Origin of the sequence: Microbispora rosea, assembly GCF_900156315.1 — a bacterium.
Classification (GTDB): Bacteria; Actinomycetota; Actinomycetes; order Streptosporangiales; family Streptosporangiaceae; genus Microbispora; species Microbispora rosea.
Window position 1 is genome coordinate 1 of record NZ_FTNI01000016.1, and the last position, 21257, is coordinate 21257.

A 21257-nucleotide genomic window follows, 5' to 3' on the forward strand; every position below is an offset into this window, starting at 1 on the left:
CGGCGTGGGGTGGCGGCGTTGCTGGACGCCGAGGACGACATCGAGATCGTCGGCGAGGCGGGGACGGCCGAGTCGGCCGTGGCCCGCATCCCCGCGCTGAAGCCGGACGTGGCGGTGCTCGACGTGCGCCTGCCCGACGGCAACGGCGTGGACGTCTGCCGTGAGGTGCGCTCGAAGGTGCCCGGCCTGGCCTGCCTGATGCTGACCTCCTACGCCGACGACGAGGCGTTGTTCAACGCGGTCATGGCCGGGGCGGCCGGTTATGTGCTCAAGCAGATCCACGGCTCTGACCTGGTGGGCGCGGTGCGCACGGTGGCCGGCGGGCAGTCGCTGCTCGACCCGCAGACCACGGCCGCGATGCTGCACCGGCTGCGCGACCAGGCCGCGAAGAAGGACCCACTGGCCGCGCTGTCGGACCAGGAGCGGCAGATCCTGGAGCTGATCGGCGAGGGCCTGACCAACCGCCAGATCGGCGAGCGGATGTTCCTGGCCGAGAAGACGGTCAAGAACTACGTGTCCAACCTGCTCAGCAAGCTCGACATGCAGCGCCGCACCCAGGCCGCCGCGCTCGCCGCCCGCCTCAAGGCCGGACGACGCGCCGGGACAGAGTAATCCTTCGTGTAATCATCCGTGCCGGAGTTCCCCAGGACGCCGCCCTGGCCCAGCGATACGGGCATATGCCCTATGTCGCTTATATCCACTGACGCATGGGCGGGTGGTTGCCAGGTGTCTCGGCACTGCGCGGACGTCTTCAGAACCGATCTCGTCTCGGCGGTGCGGCGGCTTGCGGTGGCCGCGCTCGTCGTCTCGCTGGCCGGTCTCGCCGTCGCCGAATCGGCGGACGCGGCCTCCGCTCCGCTGCGCCGCAAACCGCACGCCGCCGCGGCCGCCGCCAAGGCGGCGCATGCGAAGGCGGCGCATGCGAAAGCGAAGGCCAGACCGAGGCCCGGCCCGCGCGGTTACCAGATGGCCCGAGGCGGGCGGACCAGCGCCACGCAGTACAGGTCGGGCCGCGGCAGGAACATCCAGAACCTCAACGGCGTCTACACGCCCTCACTGCTGGGCGGCCCGCAGTCGACCAGCGTCACGTCCGCCGGGAAGATCACCAGCCAGGGCGCCTACTGCGCCCCGGGCAGCCGCTCCTGCGACATCTCGCAGAGCATGAGGTGACCAGGACAGCGGGACGCTGATCCGGCGGCCTCAGATGCGGTGACGGCGCCATCTCTGGTCGGCCGCCACCCAGGCGGCCTCCCAGTCGCGGTAGCGTCCGCGGTCCAGCCAGTGGCGCGTGAGCGCGAAGCAGGCCCAGGCCAGAACGGTGACGATCGCGACGACGCCGGCGGCGGCCAGTCCCGCCCTCGTCACCGTCTCGGCCCGATGCGGCGGCGGCGCGGCCGGCCTGCCCTCGGCGTCCACCCACACCCGCGCCTTCATCGGACCGTCCCGCAGGAGGAGCACCGCCGGGACCACGCCCTCCCGGACCTCGCCGGACGGCAGCGTCCACCGCGCCGAGCTCGCCGCGGGCAGACCGCGCCCGGCGGCCGGTGCGGCGGAACCCTCCTCCGCGGCAGGGGCCTCGACCAGGGTGGCCTCGACCAGCTGCGGTGTCCCCGGCCCGACCCGCTCGGCCATGACGCCGCCGTCATACACGGTGCGAGCGGCCAGCGCCGCGGGCCACACAGCGAACAGGACGGCGGCCAGCGCCGCCGCCGCGATCGCCGCCTCGATCCGATCGGAACGGCGGCGCAGCGGGTTGTGATCGGGCCGGTAACGGCGTAGCCGCGACACGGCCCAGCGGGCGAGCGACCTCATGGGCGCACCTCCTGTCAGGCCACAGGAGGTCTCACTTCCCCGGGCGCGCGAAGTCAGTCCATCACGTCGGAGGCGGCGCGACGGACGCTCTCGCTCTCGTCGATGACGAACCCCAACCGCATGATCATCTGCGGCGCCTCTTCCGAGCACAGGTGCCTGCGGATGAACTCCCGCAACTCCGGCATCTCCAGCGCCTGCGTATGGAACGCGACGCTCAGGCCGTACGCGGACGCGTGCAGCAGCATCCGCTGCAGCGCCTCGCCCGCGCGCAGCCAGTCCTCCCGGCCGTCCCCCGCGGTGGTGAGGAGCGCCACCAGACCCGTCGAGGCGGACACCCGCTCGTCCGGCGCCATCCCCCACTCGTGGCCCCGGGCGTAGTCCCGCTGCGCGAAGTGCTGGGGTTGCGTACGCCGGGGATCGGTCGGATAGCCCGCCGCGGGCACGCCATCGCGGCGTGAGCTGCCGGGCGGCCGGGCCCAGCGCATGAGTTCGAGGACGAACAACCGGTTCTGCGACTGCACGTCCTGGGCCGCGCCGGTGAGCGCGGCGAGCACCCGCGCGGTGGCCTCCGACCCGACCGGCAGCAGGTGGCCGTCCTCGGCCGCCGCCTCCGCCACGAGCGCGTCGACCAGGCGGTCGGGCACCGGCAGAGCGGTGAACCCGGACCGGTGGGTGCGGCGGCGCTCGATCTCCGCGTGCAGCAGGCGGATGTGCTCGGCGGGCTCCCGCCCCGGCCGCACCCGTACGGTGGCCAGCAGCAGCGGGCGCTCCGGGTCGGGGAAGCGCCGCACCTGGGGCTCGTAACCGAGGGCCTGCAGTGTCATCCGCACGTTGAACAGCGCTGCGCCGCAACTGATCGTCATCTGCCGGCCGGTGGGGTCGGAGACCCGCAGCTTCCTGTCGGGGTCGGCGCGCAGGCAGATCTCGTCTCCCGAGACGCCGAACGACCAGGGCTGGGTGTTGTGGATCGATGGCGCCCACAGAGCCGCCTCCACCGCCGTTCTCGCGGCCTGCACGATCCCTTCAACGGTCCGAGTGTTCACGGTCTCCTCCCCTGGGAATCCTGGGGCTAGGTCACAGCAACGGCGGGGCGATCAGCAGGTCGTCCACGAGGAAGGCGAGGTCGGCGTCCACCTCGACGACGCCCTCGACCCGGCGTACGGCGTGCAGCAGCGGCTTGATGTCCGACCTGCGGGGCACCTGCCCGCTCATCGTGACCACGCCGCCGGAGACGGTGATCCGAAGGTCGTCGGGGCCGAGGTTCAGCCGGGCGGCGACCTCCTCGATGTCGGCCAGGATGTCCTCCGCCGGGCGGACGAACACCCGCAGCAGGTCGCCCTGGTGAACCGTCCCCACGATGCGGCCGGTCATGGCGTCGATCACGGGCAGCTGCTTGATGCGGTTGCGATGCATCAGCCGGGCCGCGTCCCGCACGGAGGTGCCGCCGGTGACCGTGATCGCGGGGCGCGTCATGATCTGGCCAGCTTTCGTGCCCGCCGCCTTCCGGTGCTCCTCGCGCCTGCGGGGACCGTCGAGCACGCTCTCCCCCGGATCGATCTCCTTCAGCAGGATGTCGTCCTCCGACACCACCCCGACCGGGCGCCGGTCGGCGTCGATCACCGTGACCGCGCCCACCTTGAACCGCTGCATGGTGGCGACCAGGTCCGCGAACGACGCGTCCATCGGCACCGCGATCGCGACCTTGCCCATGACATCCTTCACTTTCGCCGTCATGACGACGCCTCCCATCTCTCAGTGCCCAGCGTGCCTCGGCGCGTCTTCCGAGGTCAGCGGTGAAGGTCCTGACAGCCTGGGACTTTCGGCCACCCATCGCGCCCCCTGGACAGGGCATGGCGAAGGGCCCCACGGCCAGGGTCCTCCGTCCCTACTCATCCGGCCCGTACAGGGCTGCGATGGAGTTGGGGAATGGCATACGGCGCGGAGAGGAGCCGATCATGCACATGAAGGTGCGGGACGTCATGACGAGCGAGGTCGCCTCCGTCAACGGCAGCACGCCGCTCAGGGACGTGGCTGGGGTCCTCATCGCGCACGACGTCAGCGCGGCACCCGTCGTCGACGGCGAGGGCCACGTGGTCGGTGTGGTCTCCGAGGCCGATCTGCTGCGCAAGGAGGAGTTCCGGGAGCAGTTCTACCGCGAGGGCTACCGGCTGCCGCTACGGGCCCGCCTGCGCGAGGCCGTGGGGCACAGGGCCGCCAGGAGCCAGGAGAGGGCCCGTGGGGTGACCGCCGCCGAGCTCATGTCCGCGCCCCCGGTCACCACGCGTCCGTACACGAGCGTGGTCAGCGCGGCCCGGCAGATGAGCCAGCACGGGGTCAAGCGCCTGCCCGTCGTGGACGACGAGGGCGTGCTCGTGGGCATCATCAGCCGTCATGACCTGCTCAAGGTCCTCGCCCGCGCGGACGCGGACATCGCCCACGAGATACGCGAGGACGTCATCGGGAACTGCCTGTGGGCCGACCTGTCGAGCGTCGAGGTGTCGGTGTCGGAAGGCGTCGTGACGCTCGCCGGCGGTCTGGAGCGCCGCTCGCAGGCGCGGGTGCTCACACGCATGGTCGAACGGACCAACGGCGTGATCGGGGTCGTCGACCGCCTGGAGTGGAAGGATGACGACGTCGGCCCCTGGGAGGAATCCTGATCCCCGGGCCCGGCCTCATGTTCCCGGCCCCGGTCGTCATTTCCGTAGCCGTGTGGCTGCGAGACGGTGGTAGGTGAAGGCCCAGCGGTCGGTGCCGACGCTGCGGCGGGTGTAGCGCTGGGGGTGCTGGTAGCGGTCGCGGTTGTGGAACTGGCAGGCGGGTCCGAGGAGTTTCAGGTCGGTGAGGCCGCCGGTGCTCCAGTTGTCGGCGTGGTCGATCTGGCACATGGTGGCGGGGAGTGGGCAGCCGTCGATCCAGCAGGTGGCGTAGCGGGCGAAGATCGCCCTCCGTTGGGCGGGGGTGGCCAGGCGGACCTTGCGGCCCATGTCGAGCACTTGTCCCTGGGCGTCCATCACCAGCCGCACCAGAGTCGAGGTGCGGGCCAGGCGGTGCACGCTGGTGACGGGCAGCATCTGCCCGGTCGCCAGCAACAACCCCGGCACCGTCCCCAGCAACGCCCCCGGTGCCGTCCCGAACAGTGCCCCCGGCCCCGTCCCGCGTAGCCTCCCCGGCGGCGCCCCGGGCGGCGTCCCCGGTGACGCTCCCTGCCCCGTCCCCGTCGTCCCCGTCCCCGGCGTTCCCGCTGTTCCCGGCGCCTGCGTCGCACACGAACACCGCGCCGCGCTGCCGCACCGGCACGCGCCTTGGCCGTCCGCCGCATCCTGCCGAGCCCGGCCCAACTCCTCGCCGCCCGGCTCATCGCAGCCCGGCTCGTGGCGGCCCCGGTCATGGCGATACTTGCCACAGCGCACGTCGCTGTCGTCCTCAGACGTTGCCTGCGCATGCCGGCAGTCCCTCGCAGGCCGATGCCCGGCGTGGGTGTCATGTGCGGAGTTGTCCTCGGGAGGAGGATCGGGCCGCTCTGCATCCGAAGGCGCTGTGCGCGGGGGTGCTGCGCAGGAAGGTGCTGTGCCCGAGGGGCGCCTACCGGTCCCACGCGCAGAGGTTCCGCGATCACCCGCCCCGCGCTCGTCGGGCCCTGGCTGGCGGGACTCCTCATCGCGGGGACCGACGGAAGAACGGTCGGCGCTTCCGGCACCGGCGTTCGCGGCTCCATCGGCACCGGCATCGCTCCCCGCACCGGCGTCCGCCACTCCATCGGCACCGGCATCTGCCTCAGCCCCGGCCTCGGCGGTGTCAGGGCGGTCCGGGTCGTCCGGGTCGTCGGCGCCGCCCGCGTCACCGGGGTCGCCCATTGCACCAAAAACGACGTCGTCGGCCTCGCTGGGGCCGTCAGCGCTTCCGACGTGGTCAGGGTCCGCGGGGTGGTCGGTGGTGGCGGCCTCACCACGGCAGAGCCGCTGGCGTCGCCGGCGGCGGGGGCAGAGGTGTTGGTGCCTTCGGCGGTGGCGGCGAGGTCGGAGTCGGCAGGTTCGGGGTCACTGGTGTCGCCGGCGGCGGCGTCGATGGCGGGGTCGGTGGGGAGGGATTCGGCGTTGACCAGGACCAGGAGCTCGGTGGCGATCTTCTGCTCCAGGAGGGCGATGAAGGCATCGGCCTGGCGCACGCTCAGCGGCCGGTCATCGCCCTCCGCCCGCGGCTTGGCGTAGGCGTCCAGCAGGGCACGCAGCCGGGCAGCCGCCTCACGCGGCAGGGAGAACTCCCCTTCCAGGCCGCCGCCCCGCCCAGGACGCACCCGCAGAAACCGCCGCCCGAACTCGGCCCGCTCATCACGGTCCTCCCCATCAGGATCCAGCACCGCCCGCAGATAACGGCCCGCTTTGGCCACCTCCGCCGCGCCTGCCTTGCCCGCCAACTCCAGCAGGATCGGCTCGGCCACACCGGCATGCTCGCCGGACAGGTTCGCGGTGGCGGCGCAGATCGCCTCCACCACCCCCGCCGCCAACTGGCCGGTGGCGAACTTCTCCCGCACCCGGGGCAGACGCGCCAGCTCCACCGCCAACGTCAGCAGGCGGCCCGCACCGCCGACGCTCATTCCGGCGGCGGTACGCAGCCAGCTGCGGGTGGAGGCATGCCCGTGCTGCTTGGCCTGACCCGCCCGATGCACGCGCCCCACCCGATCGGCCAGCGCGCAGGTGATCCGGTCCCGCGCGAACAGCAAATCCTCCGCCTCAGCCAGGCAGACATCCGCATCCTCGGGAAGCGGCGCCAACGCCAACGCCTGCGCCGACTCACGCAACGACCCCACCAGCACCCACGACGACCGAGCACGCGGACGACCACCCGCATCGGCGGCACCCCCAGAGGGGGCACCTGCAGGACCAGCACTCTCGGCGCCGATGGACGCACCAGCATGCAAAGTCCCGGATGCACGGTTTTGGGCAGTGAAATTCGGAGGCAGTCGCATTTGCCCGAGGAGGACATTCCATCGTTGCGCGATATGAGGATCCGGACCCGGCTCGCCGAAAATCCACCGAGCCTGCTCGCCGTCTGAGAGCGCACTTTCGGAGGACCAGAGGGGCGATCGGGAAGTCAGCCGCTCCCACCAGTTCTCGCTGTCCGGAATGCTCGAACGATTGAGGTGGCCAGGATCGGCAAGCGGCGATTCCATGACACCTCCTCACGCCCATTCGAAAATCTATATGAATTCTTTCGCGGCCACCCACCTCACTCAAGCGCGGAGCCGAATTAGATGGAGTCACAGACAGCAAAGCAATTCGGGGTGAATCCCCCTTTTGGGCCCGATCCGCGGCTTCCACGCGTAAGCCAGGACATCGGCCCGAGGTCCGGCCTCTCAAGACGGGGTGCTCGTCCCGGCGCCGCAAGCCGAGGAGCCCCGTACGAGTCCAGACGATTTCGGCAGCGGCCGAGGACGCCGTGACGGCAGCCTTCACCTGCGACGATGCCGGGTTCCCCGGCGCAGTCGTCATGACGTAGCAGAGGCGAATTGCGAAAAAAGTGGTTTCCGTCCGCCCATCGGCGGTAGCCCAGTAAGGGACCGACCAAGCGAGAGGCAAGGAGAAGCACGTGATCACTCACGAGCAGATCCCCATGGTGCTCGACAACCCGGTCCACGACCTCAACGGCGACAAGATCGGCGAGGTGGCGCAGGTCTTTCTCGACGACGCGACCGGACGGCCGAAGTGGCTGTGCGTCAAGACGGGACTTCTCCGCACCAAGGAGACCTTCGTCCCGTTGCACGAGGCGAACCTGACGGCCGGCCACGTCGAGGTCCCGTACGACAAGGAGCACGTCAAGAGCGCGCCCGATGTGGACCTGGACGCCGACGGACACCTGTCCGCCGAGCAGGAGCGCGAGCTCTACCGTCACTACGACATGGACTGGGACACCGCCTGGGAACGCGCGAACAGGCCCGACAGTCTCACCGGCTGGGCCGACAGCGCCGGGCGACGCGAGCGCGAACGGCTGGAGACCGGCACCGGCGAGCCCGGCGACTACGCGGACTACGCCGTGACCCGCGGCGGGGAGCGGTACGGCGTCGACGACCCGTCGCTCGGCTCCAGGGACCGGCTGGACGCCGAGATCCCCGGTACGCGCCCGGGTGAGCCGCTGGCGCAGCGGGAGCCCGAGACGCGGTCCGAGGAACTGTTCGGCGCGGGCGATCCCTCGCGCACGACGAGCGAGCGGTACGGCACGGAGGACCCGGCGGCCCGGTCACAGGAACGGTTCGGCACCGGCGATCCGATGACGAACGCCGGCGACCGGTTCGTCGCCGACCCGGACGCCCGTGATCGGGACATCCGACGCCGGGATATCCCCGACCAGGACGAGCCGCTCCTGTAACCGAACAACCGGAAGAACCCCGGACGAACCGGCAAGCCGTTCGTCGACCAGCCCCGTTGCCCCGGTGCGCCTCCGCCATCGGGGCAACGGCATGCCCGGCCCCCTCCGGCCGTAATCACGTCTCAGTCGTCGACGACCTCGCCGTGCACCACGCGGCCCCGGCCCGCTCCGGCGGGCCCGCCGAAGCCACCCGCCTCGTCGAAGCCCCCGGCCCGGCCGAACCCTGCGGTCCCGTCGAAGAGCGGCGCGTACGGCGAGCGGGCGGCGAGTGAGCGCACCCGGCGGCCGAGGAACCACGACACCCAGCGGCGGGCGATCGGCCGGGTGAACGGCAGGATCATGAAGAAGCCGAACACGTCGCTCAGGAAGCCGGGGGTCATCAGGAGAGCGCCCCCGGCGACGATCAACGCGCCGTCGGCGAGCTCCTTGTCGGGCATGCGCCCCGACTCGATCGCCGTGCGCAGCGCCGCCCATGCCCGCCGCCCTTCGCGGCGGACCAGCCAGGCGCCGAGGACGCTGTCGGCGATGAGCAGGGCAACCGTCTCCCAGCCGCCGATCACGGACCCCACCTGGATCAGGAACCAGATCTCCAGGACGGGAATCACGAGGAACGCGAGGAACAGCCCGATCCGCACCATGTCTTGCCCCACTCACCCGGCACTCGTACGTCTGCGTCAACGTCCCCGCGGCGGCTGGGGTTCCTGTGGATCGTGCCTATCGCCTCGGGCGAAACCGCTCGCCTAAGCCGGCGACCCCCCAGATGGCCACGCGCCAGAAGGCCTCGAAGATGATCTTCCGGCTCATCTTGCTGCTGCCCACGGTGCGCTCGACGAACGTGATCGGCATCTCGGTCACCCGCAGGCCCTGCCGCACGGTGCGGAGCGTGAGGTCCACCTGGAAGCAGTAGCCCTGCGACTCGACGTCGTCCAGCCCGATCTTCTCCAGCGTGGCCGCGCGGTAGGCGCGGAAGCCCGCCGTGGCGTCGCGCACCGGGATGCCGAGCACCAGCCGGACGTAGGTGTTGGCCCCCCGCGACAGCAGCTCGCGCGAGAACGGCCAGTTGACGGTCTTGCCGCCGGGCACCCACCGGGAGCCGATCGCCAGGTCGGCGCCGTCGGCCACCGCGTCGAGCAGCTTGTGCAGTTGCTCGGGCTGGTGAGAGCCGTCCGCGTCCATCTCCACCAGCACGTCGTAGCCCTCGGCCAGGCCCCACCGGAATCCGGCGATGTACGCGGCGCCCAGCCCCTGCTTGCTCGTCCTGTGCATGACGTGGATGTGGTCGTCCGCCTCGGCCAGCTCGTCGGCGATCCGGCCGGTGCCGTCAGGACTGTTGTCGTCGGCCACGAGGAGGTGCACGTCGGGCAGCGCCTCACGCAGGCGCCGGGTGATCAACGGGAGGTTCTCCCTCTCGTTGTACGTAGGAACGATCACGAGCACCCGCCCCGGGGTCCGCTCCATCAGCTCTTCCTCCGCCCAGAGATGGCCGCCACCGTCGCTCCGGCCCCCATGAGTATCATGATCCACTCTGGCAGCGCGCCTACCTCCGCCGCCACAGTGTTCTTGGTCCTGACGGGGACGTCCAGGACGTCCATCCCCGCCATCAGCTCGCCGGTACGCCAGCCGACCCGGCCGTCGGGGCCGACGTACGCGGAGATGCCCGTGGTCGCCGCGGTGACCACGGCGCGGTTGAACTCCACCGCCCGCAGCTGCGACATCGCGAGCTGCTGCGGCGGCAGGTTGGTGAGGGCGTAGCTGGCGTTGTTGGTCTGCACGACCAGCGGCGTGCCGCCGGCCCGCACCGTGTCGCGCACGGTGCTGTCGAACGCCACCTCGTAGCACTCCACCGTGCCGATCGTCACGGGCCCCATCCGCAGCGCTCCCGGCTTGTCCCCGGCGACGGACTGCCGGCCGACGAGCTGCGCCCGCGACGACAGCGCCAGGAACAGGTCCTTCATCGGGGTGTACTCGCCGAACGGCACCAGCCGCCGCTTGTCGTAGTAGGCGCCGGGGCCGGTGACCGGGTCCCAGACCACGCCGCGGGTGGCCCGGTTCTCGGTGCCGATCTTGACCACCGCGCCGACGAGGATCGGCACGCCGATGTCCTTCGCGGCGGAGTCGATCACCTGCCGGGCGTACGCGCTGGAGTAGGGATCGATGTCGGTGGAGTTCTCCGGCCACACCACGATGTCGGGCCGCTGGAGTTTCCCGGCCCGCACGGCCTCGGCCATCCGGTGCGTCTCGTCCGCGTGGTTGCGCAGCACGACGGCGGGCTCGTCGCCGAGGAAGTACATCCCCCGCCCAGGGACGTTGCCCTGGATGACACCGATCCGCACTGTCCTGCCTTCGTCGCCGGGCCGGGGCACGACCAGCCCCAACACCGGTACGGCTATCGCGGCGAGGAGCGTCCCGGCAAGCACCCGGTCGGCCCGTAACCTCGGCGGACGCCGTGTGACCAGGGCGGCGAGCAGGGCCCCCGTGAGGGCGACCGTGAAACTTACAAGCGGGGCGCCGCCCAGCGCGGCGAAGCCGGTGTACGGCGACTCGCCCTGGCTGAAGGCCAGCCGCGCCCACGGGAAGCCCCCGACGGGGAACAGCCCGCGGGCCCACTCCTGCACGACCCACAGGCAGGCCACCCAGAGCGGCCACAGGCGCAGCCGCATGACGAGGACGGCCAGACCGGCCAGCGCGGCCCAGAACAGGCTCTCGATGCCCGACAGGGCCAGCCAGGCGTCGTTCCCGATCGGGCGGACCCAGGCCAGCGTCGGCAGGAGGAACGCCAGCCCCCCGGCGTACCCCAGCCACGCCGCCCGGCGCGGCCGCAGACCGCGCAACGCGAGGGCGAGCAGCGCGACGCCCAGCGGCGCGCAGAACCACCACCCGATGGGCGGGAAGGCGAGGTAGAGCACCAGGCCGCCCACGACGGAGGCGGCGAGGCGGACCAGCACGCCCGGCACCCGCGGCTTCGGCGCCCCGGCGGCGGGCGGAGCCGCGTCCTGTGCCGTCTTCAGTGCCACGGAACAGTCTCTCCTCGCGTGTCGATGGGTCCTGGCGCAGAAAATCATTCCAGGTCAGGGTCGCAGACGGCGGCGTAGCTCGCCAAACCGTCTCCGCCACTCTACGGGCGGCGTCCAGGGGCGATCACGCGGATGAAGAGACGAAGAAGGGAAGGAGGCCCGGGCGGCCCTTCGGACCGGTTCCGTCCCGTCGGCGGCGGGCGCGGAGCTCCGTTGTCTACTGGGTGCCCGGGCCCCTCCTGGGTCCAACCCCCCGGCCGGATGGGGTGCCCCGCCCCGGCGGGACGCCGCCCTGCGCCTGGTGTGCTGACGGCGTCACGCTCCGTCATCGACGCAGAGGTCGGCGGCGCCATAGAGCGGCCAACCGGTCAGTCCCGTGCTGGACTGCGCAGCAAACTACCGACCTCAGCGCAGATGTCAACCGCGTCCCGATCAGCCAAAACACCACATTTCCGCAGGTAGGAGCGGTGCACGTTCAGCGCGTTCCAGTCAGCGCCGTTCCAGGCCGTTCAGGACCGCGGGCAGCTCCTCCACGTGGACGACGCCGAGGCGGCTCGTGGCCCGGGTCAGCGCGACGTAGAGGTCGCTCGGGCCGCGCGGCGACTCACGCAGGATCCGGCCGGGCTCGACCACGATCACCGAGTCGAACTCCAGCCCCTTGGCCTCGGTCACCGACAGCACCGCCACGGGCGCGTCCAGCGCGGCAGGGCCGGACCCGGTGGCGACGCCGGGAACGGCGGCCCGTACGATCGTCCCGATCTCCTCGGTCGTCCCCGCCGGGGCGATGACCACGAGGCGGCCCTCCCCGACGACCTCCGCCGCCACCAACGGGCCCGCCTCGGCGAGGGTGGCGACCCGCAGTGCCCACGGCCGCTCGCCCGTCTCCCGCACCGACTCCGGCGCCTTCAGGTCGGGGCCGACCAGTTCGAGCACGCGGGCGGCGACCTCCATCAGCTCGGCGGGGGTGCGGTAGTTGACGCTGAGGTGCTCCTCGCGCCAGCGGCCCGCGACGTACGGGCCGAGGACCCGGGCCCAGCTCGCCGCGCCCGCGGCCGACCCGGTCTGGGCGATGTCGCCGACGATCGTCATGGACCGGCTCGGGATGCGCCGCATGACCATCCGCCAGGCCATCTCGGACAGCTCCTGGGCCTCGTCCACGATCACGTGGCCGAAGGCCCACGTGCGGTCCCTGGCGGCCCGCTCGGCCGTGGTGAGGTAGGTCTCCTCGGCCTGCTGCCGTTCGGCGAAGCGCTCGGCGTCCATGATGTCGGCCAGGCCGGTCAGCTCCAGCACCTCGCGGGCGTAGGCGATGCGCTCCTCGCGCTCCTGCTCGGCCCGGCGCGCCGCCCGCAGCACCCCCTCGTCGATGTCCCCCAGCAGCTCTGCGGCCTCGTCGAGCAGCGGCACGTCGGCCGGGCTCCACCAGTTCTCCCCCGGCTTCTCCCCCGGTCTGGGCGGTTCGCGCAGCAGCAGGTCGCGCTCAGGCGCGCCCAGCCCGGCCGCCGCCATCCGGTCGCGGTCGGTGAACAGGCCGATCAGCAGCTGCTGCGGCGTGAGGTAGGGCCACAGCCGGTTGAGCGCCACCCGCACAGGCTCCTCGGTGCGCAGGTCCTCGCGCAGGTCGGCGAAGTCGGCGTCGTCGAGGTTGCCGCGGCCGAGCTGCCGGGCGGCCTGCCGGGTCAGCACGGTCAGCAGGTGCCGTACGAAGACGGACCTCGCCTGGTTGTGCGGACGGCGCGAGCGGCCGGCCTTCGACCTGGCCGCCTCCAGCGTCTGCCGGTCGAGCTTCAGCGTGAACTTGTCGAGCTTGATCTCCACGGGCGTGCGCGGCATCCGCTGGCGCTCCCGCACGGCCCGGGCGATCACGTCGGCCATCGCGATCCCGCCCTTGACCGCGGCGGCCTCGGGCCGCTCCTCGCGGGTCGCGGTGACGCCCGGGTACAGCTCGCCCACGGTGGACAGCAGCACGTCGGTCTCGCCGAGGGACGGCAGCACCTGCTCGATGTAGCGCATGAAGGTCGGGTTGGGCCCGAGGATCAGCACGCCCCGGCGTTCCAGGCGCTCCCGGTAGGTGTACAGGAGGTAGGCCGCGCGGTGGAGGGCCACCACGGTCTTGCCGGTGCCGGGGCCGCCCTGGACGACGAGCACGCCGTTCAGGTCGCTTCGAATGATCTTGTCCTGCTCGGCCTGGATGGTGGCCACGATGTCGCGCATGCGGCCGGTGCGCTTCTCGCCGAGCGCGGCCAGCAGCGCCGCCTCGCCGTTGAGCGAGGCCCGGTCGGCGTCGGTGAGGCTGTCGAGGTCGAGCAGGTCGTCGTCGATCGCGGTGACCCTGCGGCCCCGCGTGTGCAGGTGACGCCGCCGGGTGACGCCCATCGGGGCGGCCGGGGTGGCCCGGTAGAACGGCTGCGCCACGGGGGCCCGCCAGTCGATCAGCAGCCGGTGCTGGTCGTCGTCCGACAGGCCGATGCGGCCGATGTACAGCCGCTCGCCCTCCGCGTGGTCGAGCCTGCCGAAGCACAGGCCGTTCTCCACGGCCCAGAGACGGGCCAGCCGCTGGGTGTACATGACGGCGAAGCTGTCGCGCTCCGAGCGGTTCTGGTGGGTGCCGAAGGCCCCCTGGGCCAGCACGGCGTCGAGCTGCCCGCGCGTGCGCTCCCGCAGCACGTCGAGGCGCTCGTACAGCGCGGCGACGTACTTCTGCTCCCGGGCCAGCTCGCCCGTCGAAGACTCTGGCATAGGCCGCCAGATTCTACGTGCCGTCCCGCCCTTCTCCCGCATCGGGCACGGCCGCTCACGGGCGCGTCACAGATGGATCTCGGCGCGGATCACGCCCTTGACGGCGCCCCGGCCCGTTCGTACGGTCGCAGCCATAGTTAGGAAACTTTCCTAACATGCTCTGTCGCGGGAGAACGTATGACCCGGCCCATCGCGGGGACGCCGAGCCTGCTGCGTGCGATCAACGACCGCGCCGCGCTGATGGTCCTGCTCGAACACGGCCCGCTGACCCGCCCCGAGCTGGGGGCGCTCACCGGCCTGTCCAAGCCGACCGCCTCCCAGCTGCTGGCCCGGCTCCAGGAGGCCGGCCTGGTCGTCCTGGACGGCATCCGGGAGGGCCTGCCGGGCCGTACGGCGGAGCTCTACCGGATCAACCCCCGCGCGGCGCACGTGGCGGCGCTGGACGTCACGCCGGCACGTATCGCGGTGGCGGTCGCCGACGTCACCGGAGCGGTCGTCGCCGAGCACCGGCTGGCGACTCCGGGGCGCACCGGTGGCGACGTGGTGGAGCGGGTCCGGGCCGCGCTCACAGGGGCGTGCGGCCCGGCCGGGCTCGACCCGACGGAGCTGAGCCGGGTGGTCGTCGGCATCGGCGGCGCCGTCGACCCCTCGACCGGCAGGCTCGGGTACGCGGCCCACATCCCGGGCTGGCACATCCCCGACCTGATCGGAACCCTCCGCGACGGGATCGGCGTGCCGATCGACGTGGAGAACGACGTCAACCTCGTCGCCCAGGGCGAACGGTCCAGGGGCAGCGCCCGGGGCCACCAGGACTACGTGCTGCTGTGGGCCGACGAGGGCATCGGCGCTGCCCTCGTCATCGGCGGCCGCCTCCATCGCGGGGCGACCGGCGGCGCGGGCGAGGTGGGCTACATGCCCGTGGTCGGCGCCCCCACCGCGCGGGACGTCGGCAGGCGGGCCAACCACGGGTTCCAGGCGCTGTCGGGCGGCCCGGCCGTGCTCGCCCTCCTGCGGGCGCACGGGGTGCGCGGCTCCACGCCGAGCGGCGCCGTCCGCAACGCGGTCGCCCTGGCCGGACGCGGTGGCCCGGACGGCGAGAGCGCGTACGCGGCCCTGCGCGACCTCGCCGGCCGTCTAGCGATGGGGCTGGCCGCGATCACGGCCGTGGTCGACCCCGAGATCGTCGTGCTGTCCGGCGGCGTGCTGCTCGCCGGCGGCGAGGTCCTGCGGGAGGTGGTCGAGCGGGAGCTGCACGCGCTCACCATTCCCCGGCCTCGTGTGCTGCTGTCCACTCTCGAGGGCAACCCGGTCCTCACCGGGGCCCTCGACCTCGCGCTCGGCGCCGTACGCGAGGAGCTGTTCGGCCCGGTGAACGGCGCGGTGAACGGCGCGGTGAACGGCCCGGTGAACACATCCCCTTCGGCCCACTAGGGAGGCACCCCCCATGAAACGCCTTCTCCTCCTCTCCACGGCACTTCTCGTCGGCGCCGGGCTGCCCGCGCTCACCGCCTGTACGGCCGGCACCGAGAGCGGGCCGCCCAAGGTGGCCCAGAGCGGGGCGAGCCACGAACCGGTCACCATCGAGTTCTGGCACGGCTTCAGCGCCGACAACGAGCTCAAGGCCTTCGACGAGACCCTCGCCGGCTTCCAGAAGAAGTTCCCGTGGATCACGGTCAAGCCGACCAAGGCCGTCCAGGACAGCCAGATCCTCCAGTCCGTGCGCGGCGGCAACCCGCCCGACGTGGCCCTGTCGTTCACCACCGACAGCGTCGCCGAGTTCTGCAAGGCCGGGATCTTCCAGGACCTCAACCCGTATCTGAAGGCGAGCGGCATCGATCCGGCGGCGCTGTTCCCCAAGGTGATCGCCGAATACACGCAGTATCAGGGCAAGCGCTGCGTGATGCCGATGCTCGCCGACGCGTACGGCCTCTACTACAACAAGACGCTCATGCAGGGCCACCAGCCGCCGAAGACGATGAGCGAGCTGGCCGACCTCGCCAAGAAGCTGACGGTCAAGAACGACAAGGGCGACATCAAGGTCGCCGGGTTCGTCCCGACCAGCCAGATGTACGAGAACGCCCCCATCCACACCGGCGTGATGGTCGGCGGGAAGTGGACCAACCCCGACGGCACCTCGGCCATCGGCTCCGACCCGCAGTGGAAGAAGCTGATGACCTGGCAGAAGGACCTCACCGACTGGTACGGCTACGACAGGCTCGAGAAGTTCCGCAAGAGCTTCGGCGACGAGTGGTCGGCCGAGAACCCGTTCAACACGGGCAAGGTCGCCATGGCCATCGACGGCGAGTGGCGCACCGCCATGCTGGCCGCCGACGCCCCCGACCTCGACTACGGCACCGCGCCGCTGCCGGTGGCCGACGACCAGCCGCAGCGGTACGGCGCGGGCTACATCACCGGGACCGTCATCGGCGTCCCGCGCGGCGCCAAGCACCCGGAGGCCGCCTGGGAGCTGGTGAAATACCTCACCACCGACACCGGCACGCTGGTGACGCTGTCGAACGCGATCAGGAACGTGCCGAGCACGCTGCCCGCGCTCCAGTCGCCCGACCTCAAGAAGGACCCGAACTTCCAGACCTTCCTCGACGTCTTCGCCAACCCCGACAGCACGACGCTGCCGGCCCACGTCAACTCCGTCTTCAACCAGCAGACGCTGCAGGAGGCGCAGATCAAGTGGGAGTCGGGCCGCGCGTCCGACCTGGACGCGCTGCTCGCCGAGGTCGACAAGAAGATCGACGAGAAGCTCAAGCTGACGGCGGGCGGCTGAGCCCCCGATGCGTGGAAACCTGCGCGCCCTGCTCTACCTGTCCCCCTGGCTCGCCGGGTTCGCGATCTTCTTCGTCTACCCGCTGGTGTCCACGGTCTACTTCTCCTTCCAGCGGTACGACCTGTTCACCCTGGAGCCCGTCGGGCTGCTCAACTGGGAGTACTTCCTCAAGGACCAGGCGGCCTGGACGGCGATCCGCAACACCCTGTGGCTCGTCGTGGTGATGGTCCCGCTGCGGGTGCTGTTCGGCCTCGGCGTCGCCCAGCTGGTGACCCGGTTGAAGGCCGGCGCCGGGGTCTACCGCACGATCTTCTACCTGCCGGCCCTGGTGCCGCTGGTGGCCGGGACGCTGGGGTTCGTGTTCCTGCTCAACCCCGGCACGGGGCCGGTGGACGCGCTCCTCTCGGCGGTCGGGCTGCCCGCTCCCGACTGGTTCGGCGACCCGGCGTGGTCGAAGTGGGGGCTCACTCTGCTGGGCCTGTGGTCGGTCGGCGACCTGATGGTCATCTTCATGGCCGCCCTGCTCGACGTGCCGAAACAGCTCTACGAGGCCGCCTCCATCGACGGCGCGGACGGCTGGCGGCAGTTCACGTCGATCACGCTGCCGGTGATCCGGCCGGTGCTGATGTTCGCCCTGGTCACCGGGGTGATCCAGACGCTGCAGTACTTCACGCAGGCCGAGGTGGCCGCGCGGGTCGCGTCCGGGGCGACCGACTCGGCCGGGTCGGTCTTCACCCCCGGCTACCCCGACCAGTCCACGCTGACGTTCCCCCAGTGGCTGTTCCAGCAGGGCTTCCGCGACTACGCGATGGGCTACGCGTGCGTGCTCGCGCTGGTGCTGTTCGCGGTGGCGATGGTCTTCACGCTCGTCCTGCTGCGGCAGTTCCGCTTCGCCGAGGAGGAGTCGTGACCCCGACAGCGAGACGGACCGCGACCCGGACCGCGCTGCTGTGGGTCGCCCGGCACGCGCTGGCCATCGCGCTCGCGCTGATGTTCCTCGGCCCGCTGGTGTTCATCGCGCTCACGGCCGTGATGACCGACCGCCAGGCGCTCACCTCCGACCTGTGGCCGCACACCTGGGACTGGGGCAACTTCACCGAGATCTTCGAGAAGGCGCCGCTGCTGACCTGGATCCGCAACACGCTGCTCTACTCGGTGCTCGCCACCGCGTTCATGCTGGTGTCGTCGATCCCCGTGGCGTACGCGCTGGCGCGGTTCCGCTTCCGCGGGCGGCGGCTGGCGTTCCTGCTGGTGATCACCACGATGATGCTGCCGCCGCAGGTCGTGGCGGTGCCGATCTACCTGATCTGGGCCCGCTTCCACCTGACCGGCACGCTGTGGCCGCTGATCCTGCCGATGCTGCTCGGCGACGCGTTCTCGATCTTCCTGCTGCGCCAGTTCCTCGTCACGATCCCGCGTGAATACTCCGACGCGGCGAAGGTCGACGGCTGCGGGGAGTTCCGCACGCTCGTGCGGGTGATCCTGCCGATGGCCCGCCCGGCCATCGCCGCCGTCGCGCTCTTCCAGTTCTTCTACTGCTGGAACGACTACTACGGCCCCCTGCTGTACGCCGGGACCGACCTGGACAACTGGACGCTGTCGCTGGGGCTCGCGGCGTTCCGGTCGGTGCACCGGGTGCAGTGGAACCTCACGATGGCCGCCACGCTGCTGGCCATGGCCCCGGTGATCGTCGTGTTCTTCTTCGCCCAGAAGGTCTTCATCGAGGGCGTCAAATTGACGGGAGTCAAATGAAGCTGGCCGTTGTCGGGGGCGGTTCCACGTACACGCCGGAGCTGATCGACGGTTTCGCCCGTCTGCGCGGCGAGCTGCCGCTGTCGGAGATCGCGCTCGTCGACCCCGACGAGCACCGGCTCGCGACGGTCGCCGGGATGGCCCGGCGGATGCTCGCCCGCGCCGGGCATCCCGCCGCGCTGACCACCGCCACCCGCGTGGAGGACGGCGTCGCCGGGGCAGCGGCGGTGCTGCTCCAGTTGCGCGTGGGCGGCCAGGCCGCCAGGAACGTCGACGAGACCCTGCCGCTGGAGTGCGGCTGCGTCGGCCAGGAGACCACCGGTGCCGGGGGGCTCGCCAAGGCCCTGCGGACCGTGCCGGTGGTGCTCGACATCGCCGAGAAGGTGCGCGCGCACGCCCCCGGCGCGTGGATCGTCGACTTCACCAACCCCGTCGGCATCGTCACCCGGGCGCTGCTCGACGCCGGGCACCGGGCCATCGGGCTGTGCAACGTGGCCATCGGGTTCCAGCGCCGCTTCGCCGCCCTCCTCGGCGTGACCCCCGAGCGGATCGCGCTGGGGCACGTCGGGCTCAACCACCTCACCTGGGAGCGGTCCGTGCTGCTCGACGGCGTGGACGTGCTGCCCCGCCTGCTGGACGGGCACGGCGAGGACATCGCCGAGTCGGTCGGCCTGCCGGTGGAGCTGGTCCGCCACCTGCGCGCCGTGCCGTCGTACTACCTGCGGTACTTCTACGAGCACGACCGGGTGGTGGCCGAGCAGCGGACCTCGCCGTCGCGGGCGGCCGAGGTCGCGGCGATGGAGTCCGCGCTGCTGGAGATGTACGCCGACCCGGCCGTGGACACCAAGCCCGACCTGCTCAACAGGCGCGGCGGCGCCTTCTATTCGGAGGCCGCCGTCGCCCTGGTCGCCTCGCTCATGGGCGACCGCGGGGACGTGCAGGTCGTCAACACCCGCAACGACGGCACACTGCCGTTCCTCGACGACGACGCGGTGATCGAGGTCCCGGCCGCCGTCGGAGCCGCCGGGGCCGTCCCGCTGCCCGTCGATCCCGTGGAGCCGCTGTATCGGGGCCTGATCGCCCACGTGTCGGCGTACGAGTCGCTCGCCCTGGAGGCGGCCCTGGACGGCGGCGAGGACCGCGTCAGGGACGCCCTGCTGGCCCATCCGCTGGTCGGGCAGGCGTCCCTCGCCGGCGACCTCGCCGCGCGCCTCGTGGACGCCAACCGCGTCTTCCTGCCGTGGTCGGTGGCGCGGTGACCGCGCCTCGCACCGTGCTGGCGGTGGACGGCGGCAACAGCAAGACCGACGTCGCCCTCGTCCGCGAGGACGGCGCGGTGCTCGCCGCCGCGCGCGGGCCCGCGTTCCTGCCGCAGAGCGCCGGGGCCGAGGCCGCCGTCGACGTGATCGGCCGGACCGTGCGGCGCGCACTGGCAGGGCAGACCGGCCAGGCCGGCGAGGCCGCCGCGCCGCCGTACGCCGACCACGTCGCGGCGTACGTCGCGGGGGCGGACCTGCCGGTCGAGGAGGAACTGCTGCGGGCCGAGCTGCTGGCGCGCGGGTACGCCGCGAGCGTGGTCGTGGGCAACGACACCTTCGCCCTGCTGCGGGCCGGGTCGTCCACCGGATGGGGCGTGGCCGTCGTCTGCGGCGCCGGCATCAACGCGGTGGGGGTCTCCCCCACCGGGCGGGTCGCCCGGTTCCCCGCGCTCGGCCGCCTCAGCGGCGACTGGGGCGGCGGCCACCACCTGGGCGAGGAGGCCCTCTGGCACGCCGCGCGCGCCGAGGACGGCCGCGGCCCGGCGACCGCGCTGACCGACGTCGTGCGCGCCTGCTTCGGCACCGCCACGGTCGAGGAGGCCGTCGTCGGGCTGCACTTCGGCGACCTCGCGGCCGACCGGCTGCACGCGCTCGTGCCGCCCCTGCTCGCGGCCGCCGCCGACGGCGACGCGATCGCCGGGTCGCTGGTGGAGCGGCAGGCCGAGGAGATCGCGCTGCTCGGCGTCGTCGCCATGCGGCGGCTCGGCCTGCTCGCCGCGCCCTGCGAGGTCGTGCTCGGCGGCGGCGTGCTGACGGCCCGGCATCCCCTGCTGACGTCGCTGGTCGAGCGGCGCTACGCCGAGCGCGCGCCGCTCGCCCGGCTCGTCGTCGCCGGCGTGCCGCCGATCATGGGCGCCGCCCTGCTCGGCCTCGACCACCTCGGTGCGCCCCCCGAGGCGTACGCCCGGGTACGGGCGCACTTCCTCCCAGAGGAAGACGGCCCAGAGGAAGACAGCCCGGAGGAAGACGGCCCTCAGCCCTCGGCGGCGTCCTCCTCCGGCTCCTTCTCGATCACCGGGGAGCGGTAGTCGTACGGCGTGCTGAGGACGACGGTCGTGCGCGTGCTGACGTTGGCCGAGGCGCGGATCTGCTGGAGGAGCTCCTCCAGCGCCAGAGGGGAGGCGACGCGAACCTTGAGAATGTAACTTTCATCACCCGCGACGCTGTGGCACGCCTCGATGGCGGTCAGATGGCTCAGCCGCTCCGGCGCGTCGTCCGGCGCGGAGGGGTCGATCGGCTTGATCGAGACGAACGCGGTCATCGGAAGACCGATCTCGTCGTAGTCCACGAGAGCGGCGTATCCGCGGATGACACCACGCTTTTCCAGCCTGCGTACCCGCTGGTGCACGGCGGAGACCGACAGCCCGGTCTCCTTGGCCAGATCGGTGAAGCTCATCCGGCCGTCAGTCGCCAGCAGGGTGACGATTCGGCGATCGATCTCCTCCACCCCAGCAACGGTAGCGCCGCCCGCGACTG

20 protein-coding genes are annotated in these 21257 nt (G+C 71.8%); 10 read left to right on the top strand and 10 right to left on the bottom strand.

The features are described 5' to 3' along the window. Both BXA11_RS21970 and BXA11_RS21975 read left to right on the top strand, forming a co-directional pair. The coding region (locus BXA11_RS21970; RefSeq protein ID WP_076437633.1) for a response regulator at positions 1-612 on the top strand (612 nt) is incomplete at its 5' end. Between the two features lie 162 nt (positions 613-774). Further along, positions 775-1170: a hypothetical protein gene (locus tag BXA11_RS21975; protein WP_143734442.1), complete on the top strand. Its 396-nt coding sequence runs from the start codon at positions 775-777 to the stop codon at positions 1168-1170. Between the two features lie 30 nt (positions 1171-1200). Here BXA11_RS21975 and BXA11_RS21980 read toward each other — a convergent pair whose 3' ends face one another. From BXA11_RS21980 to BXA11_RS21990, 3 genes are read right to left on the bottom strand one after another with little or no spacing between them, the layout of a single operon-like run. Continuing rightward, on the bottom strand, positions 1201-1812 hold the full coding sequence (locus tag BXA11_RS21980) for an Rv1733c family protein (protein ID WP_076437370.1): 612 nt from the start codon (positions 1810-1812) through the stop codon (positions 1201-1203). 53 nt (positions 1813-1865) lie between these two features. Beyond that, entirely contained in the window at positions 1866-2855 is a 990-nt protein-coding gene (locus BXA11_RS21985) for an Acg family FMN-binding oxidoreductase (protein WP_076437373.1), read from the bottom strand. A gap of 31 nt (positions 2856-2886) precedes the next feature. Further along, positions 2887-3546, bottom strand: a complete 660-nt coding sequence (locus tag BXA11_RS21990; RefSeq protein WP_030507098.1) for a CBS domain-containing protein — start codon at positions 3544-3546, stop codon at positions 2887-2889. 221 nt (positions 3547-3767) lie between these two features. Here BXA11_RS21990 and BXA11_RS21995 point away from each other — a divergent pair, with 221 nt between their 5' ends. Continuing rightward, a complete protein-coding gene (locus BXA11_RS21995; protein ID WP_076437376.1) occupies positions 3768-4469 on the top strand; it encodes a CBS domain-containing protein in 702 nt (233 codons plus the stop codon). Positions 4470-4505: 36 nt separating this feature from the next. Here BXA11_RS21995 and BXA11_RS22000 read toward each other — a convergent pair whose 3' ends face one another. Continuing rightward, positions 4506-4904, bottom strand: coding sequence for an HNH endonuclease signature motif containing protein (locus tag BXA11_RS22000; RefSeq protein ID WP_159454825.1), 399 nt, complete (start codon positions 4902-4904; stop codon positions 4506-4508). Next, entirely contained in the window at positions 4823-6619 is a 1797-nt protein-coding gene (locus BXA11_RS45420; protein WP_159454826.1) for a DUF222 domain-containing protein, read from the bottom strand. Before BXA11_RS45420 ends, BXA11_RS22000 begins: the two co-directional genes overlap by 82 nt. 779 nt (positions 6620-7398) lie before the next feature. Between BXA11_RS45420 and BXA11_RS43985 the strand changes: the two genes are divergently transcribed. Beyond that, complete coding sequence (locus BXA11_RS43985; RefSeq protein ID WP_076437385.1) at positions 7399-8175, top strand: PRC-barrel domain-containing protein; 777 nt, start codon at positions 7399-7401, stop codon at positions 8173-8175. A gap of 122 nt (positions 8176-8297) precedes the next feature. Here BXA11_RS43985 and BXA11_RS22015 read toward each other — a convergent pair whose 3' ends face one another. The 4 genes from BXA11_RS22015 to BXA11_RS22030 form a co-directional block, all read right to left on the bottom strand. Then, positions 8298-8813 carry an FxsA family protein gene (locus BXA11_RS22015; protein WP_076437388.1) on the bottom strand — a complete coding sequence of 172 codons (516 nt, stop codon included), beginning with the start codon at positions 8811-8813 and terminating at the stop codon, positions 8298-8300. 76 nt (positions 8814-8889) lie between these two features. Further along, positions 8890-9633 carry a polyprenol monophosphomannose synthase gene (locus BXA11_RS22020; protein ID WP_030507103.1) on the bottom strand — a complete coding sequence of 248 codons (744 nt, stop codon included), beginning with the start codon at positions 9631-9633 and terminating at the stop codon, positions 8890-8892. Continuing rightward, positions 9633-11189 (bottom strand): apolipoprotein N-acyltransferase, encoded by a 1557-nt coding sequence (gene lnt, locus BXA11_RS22025; RefSeq protein WP_239104997.1) that lies wholly within the window; start codon positions 11187-11189, stop codon positions 9633-9635. The genes BXA11_RS22020 and lnt overlap by 1 nt, the downstream gene beginning before the upstream one ends. A 489-nt stretch (positions 11190-11678) precedes the next feature. Continuing rightward, entirely contained in the window at positions 11679-13928 is a 2250-nt protein-coding gene (locus tag BXA11_RS22030) for a HelD family protein (RefSeq protein WP_076437391.1), read from the bottom strand. Positions 13929-14105: 177 nt separating this feature from the next. Here BXA11_RS22030 and BXA11_RS22035 point away from each other — a divergent pair, with 177 nt between their 5' ends. Genes BXA11_RS22035 through BXA11_RS22060 form a run of 6 tightly spaced genes read left to right on the top strand, consistent with a single transcriptional unit; the run spans position 14106 to position 20809 of the window. Next, positions 14106-15359 carry an ROK family transcriptional regulator gene (locus tag BXA11_RS22035; RefSeq protein WP_083744475.1) on the top strand — a complete coding sequence of 418 codons (1254 nt, stop codon included), beginning with the start codon at positions 14106-14108 and terminating at the stop codon, positions 15357-15359. A 13-nt stretch (positions 15360-15372) separates the two neighbouring features. After that, positions 15373-16710: an ABC transporter substrate-binding protein gene (locus tag BXA11_RS22040; protein WP_076437393.1), complete on the top strand. Its 1338-nt coding sequence runs from the start codon at positions 15373-15375 to the stop codon at positions 16708-16710. Between the two features lie 7 nt (positions 16711-16717). Next, positions 16718-17620, top strand: coding sequence for a carbohydrate ABC transporter permease (locus BXA11_RS22045; RefSeq protein WP_076437396.1), 903 nt, complete (start codon positions 16718-16720; stop codon positions 17618-17620). Next, positions 17617-18462, top strand: coding sequence for a carbohydrate ABC transporter permease (locus tag BXA11_RS22050; RefSeq protein WP_076437398.1), 846 nt, complete (start codon positions 17617-17619; stop codon positions 18460-18462). Before BXA11_RS22045 ends, BXA11_RS22050 begins: the two co-directional genes overlap by 4 nt. Next, on the top strand, positions 18459-19721 hold the full coding sequence (locus BXA11_RS22055; protein WP_076437401.1) for a 6-phospho-beta-glucosidase: 1263 nt from the start codon (positions 18459-18461) through the stop codon (positions 19719-19721). Before BXA11_RS22050 ends, BXA11_RS22055 begins: the two co-directional genes overlap by 4 nt. Further along, positions 19718-20809 carry an N-acetylglucosamine kinase gene (locus BXA11_RS22060; RefSeq protein ID WP_204053659.1) on the top strand — a complete coding sequence of 364 codons (1092 nt, stop codon included), beginning with the start codon at positions 19718-19720 and terminating at the stop codon, positions 20807-20809. Before BXA11_RS22055 ends, BXA11_RS22060 begins: the two co-directional genes overlap by 4 nt. Here the strand turns inward: BXA11_RS22060 and BXA11_RS22065 are convergent. Continuing rightward, the gene (locus tag BXA11_RS22065) at positions 20755-21228 is read right to left on the bottom strand and encodes an Lrp/AsnC family transcriptional regulator (protein WP_030507112.1); all 474 of its coding nucleotides are present in this window, start codon (positions 21226-21228) and stop codon (positions 20755-20757) included. The genes BXA11_RS22060 and BXA11_RS22065 overlap by 55 nt on opposite strands. Between the last annotated feature and the right edge of the window lie 29 nt (positions 21229-21257).

Excerpts from the sequence above, each read along its gene's own strand:
- BXA11_RS21980 (WP_076437370.1), bottom strand. The coding sequence starts at position 1,812 with ATGAGGTCGCTCGCCCGCTGGGCCGTGTCGCGGCTACGCCGTTACCGG.
- BXA11_RS21990 (WP_030507098.1), bottom strand. The coding sequence starts at position 3,546 with ATGACGGCGAAAGTGAAGGATGTCATGGGCAAGGTCGCGATCGCGGTG.
- BXA11_RS21995 (WP_076437376.1), top strand. The coding sequence starts at position 3,768 with ATGCACATGAAGGTGCGGGACGTCATGACGAGCGAGGTCGCCTCCGTC.
- BXA11_RS22015 (WP_076437388.1), bottom strand. The coding sequence starts at position 8,813 with ATGGTGCGGATCGGGCTGTTCCTCGCGTTCCTCGTGATTCCCGTCCTG.
- BXA11_RS22020 (WP_030507103.1), bottom strand. The coding sequence starts at position 9,633 with ATGGAGCGGACCCCGGGGCGGGTGCTCGTGATCGTTCCTACGTACAAC.
- BXA11_RS22030 (WP_076437391.1), bottom strand. The coding sequence starts at position 13,928 with ATGCCAGAGTCTTCGACGGGCGAGCTGGCCCGGGAGCAGAAGTACGTC.
- BXA11_RS22035 (WP_083744475.1), top strand. The coding sequence starts at position 14,106 with ATGACCCGGCCCATCGCGGGGACGCCGAGCCTGCTGCGTGCGATCAAC.
- BXA11_RS22040 (WP_076437393.1), top strand. The coding sequence starts at position 15,373 with ATGAAACGCCTTCTCCTCCTCTCCACGGCACTTCTCGTCGGCGCCGGG.
- BXA11_RS22045 (WP_076437396.1), top strand. The coding sequence starts at position 16,718 with ATGCGTGGAAACCTGCGCGCCCTGCTCTACCTGTCCCCCTGGCTCGCC.
- BXA11_RS22055 (WP_076437401.1), top strand. The coding sequence starts at position 18,459 with ATGAAGCTGGCCGTTGTCGGGGGCGGTTCCACGTACACGCCGGAGCTG.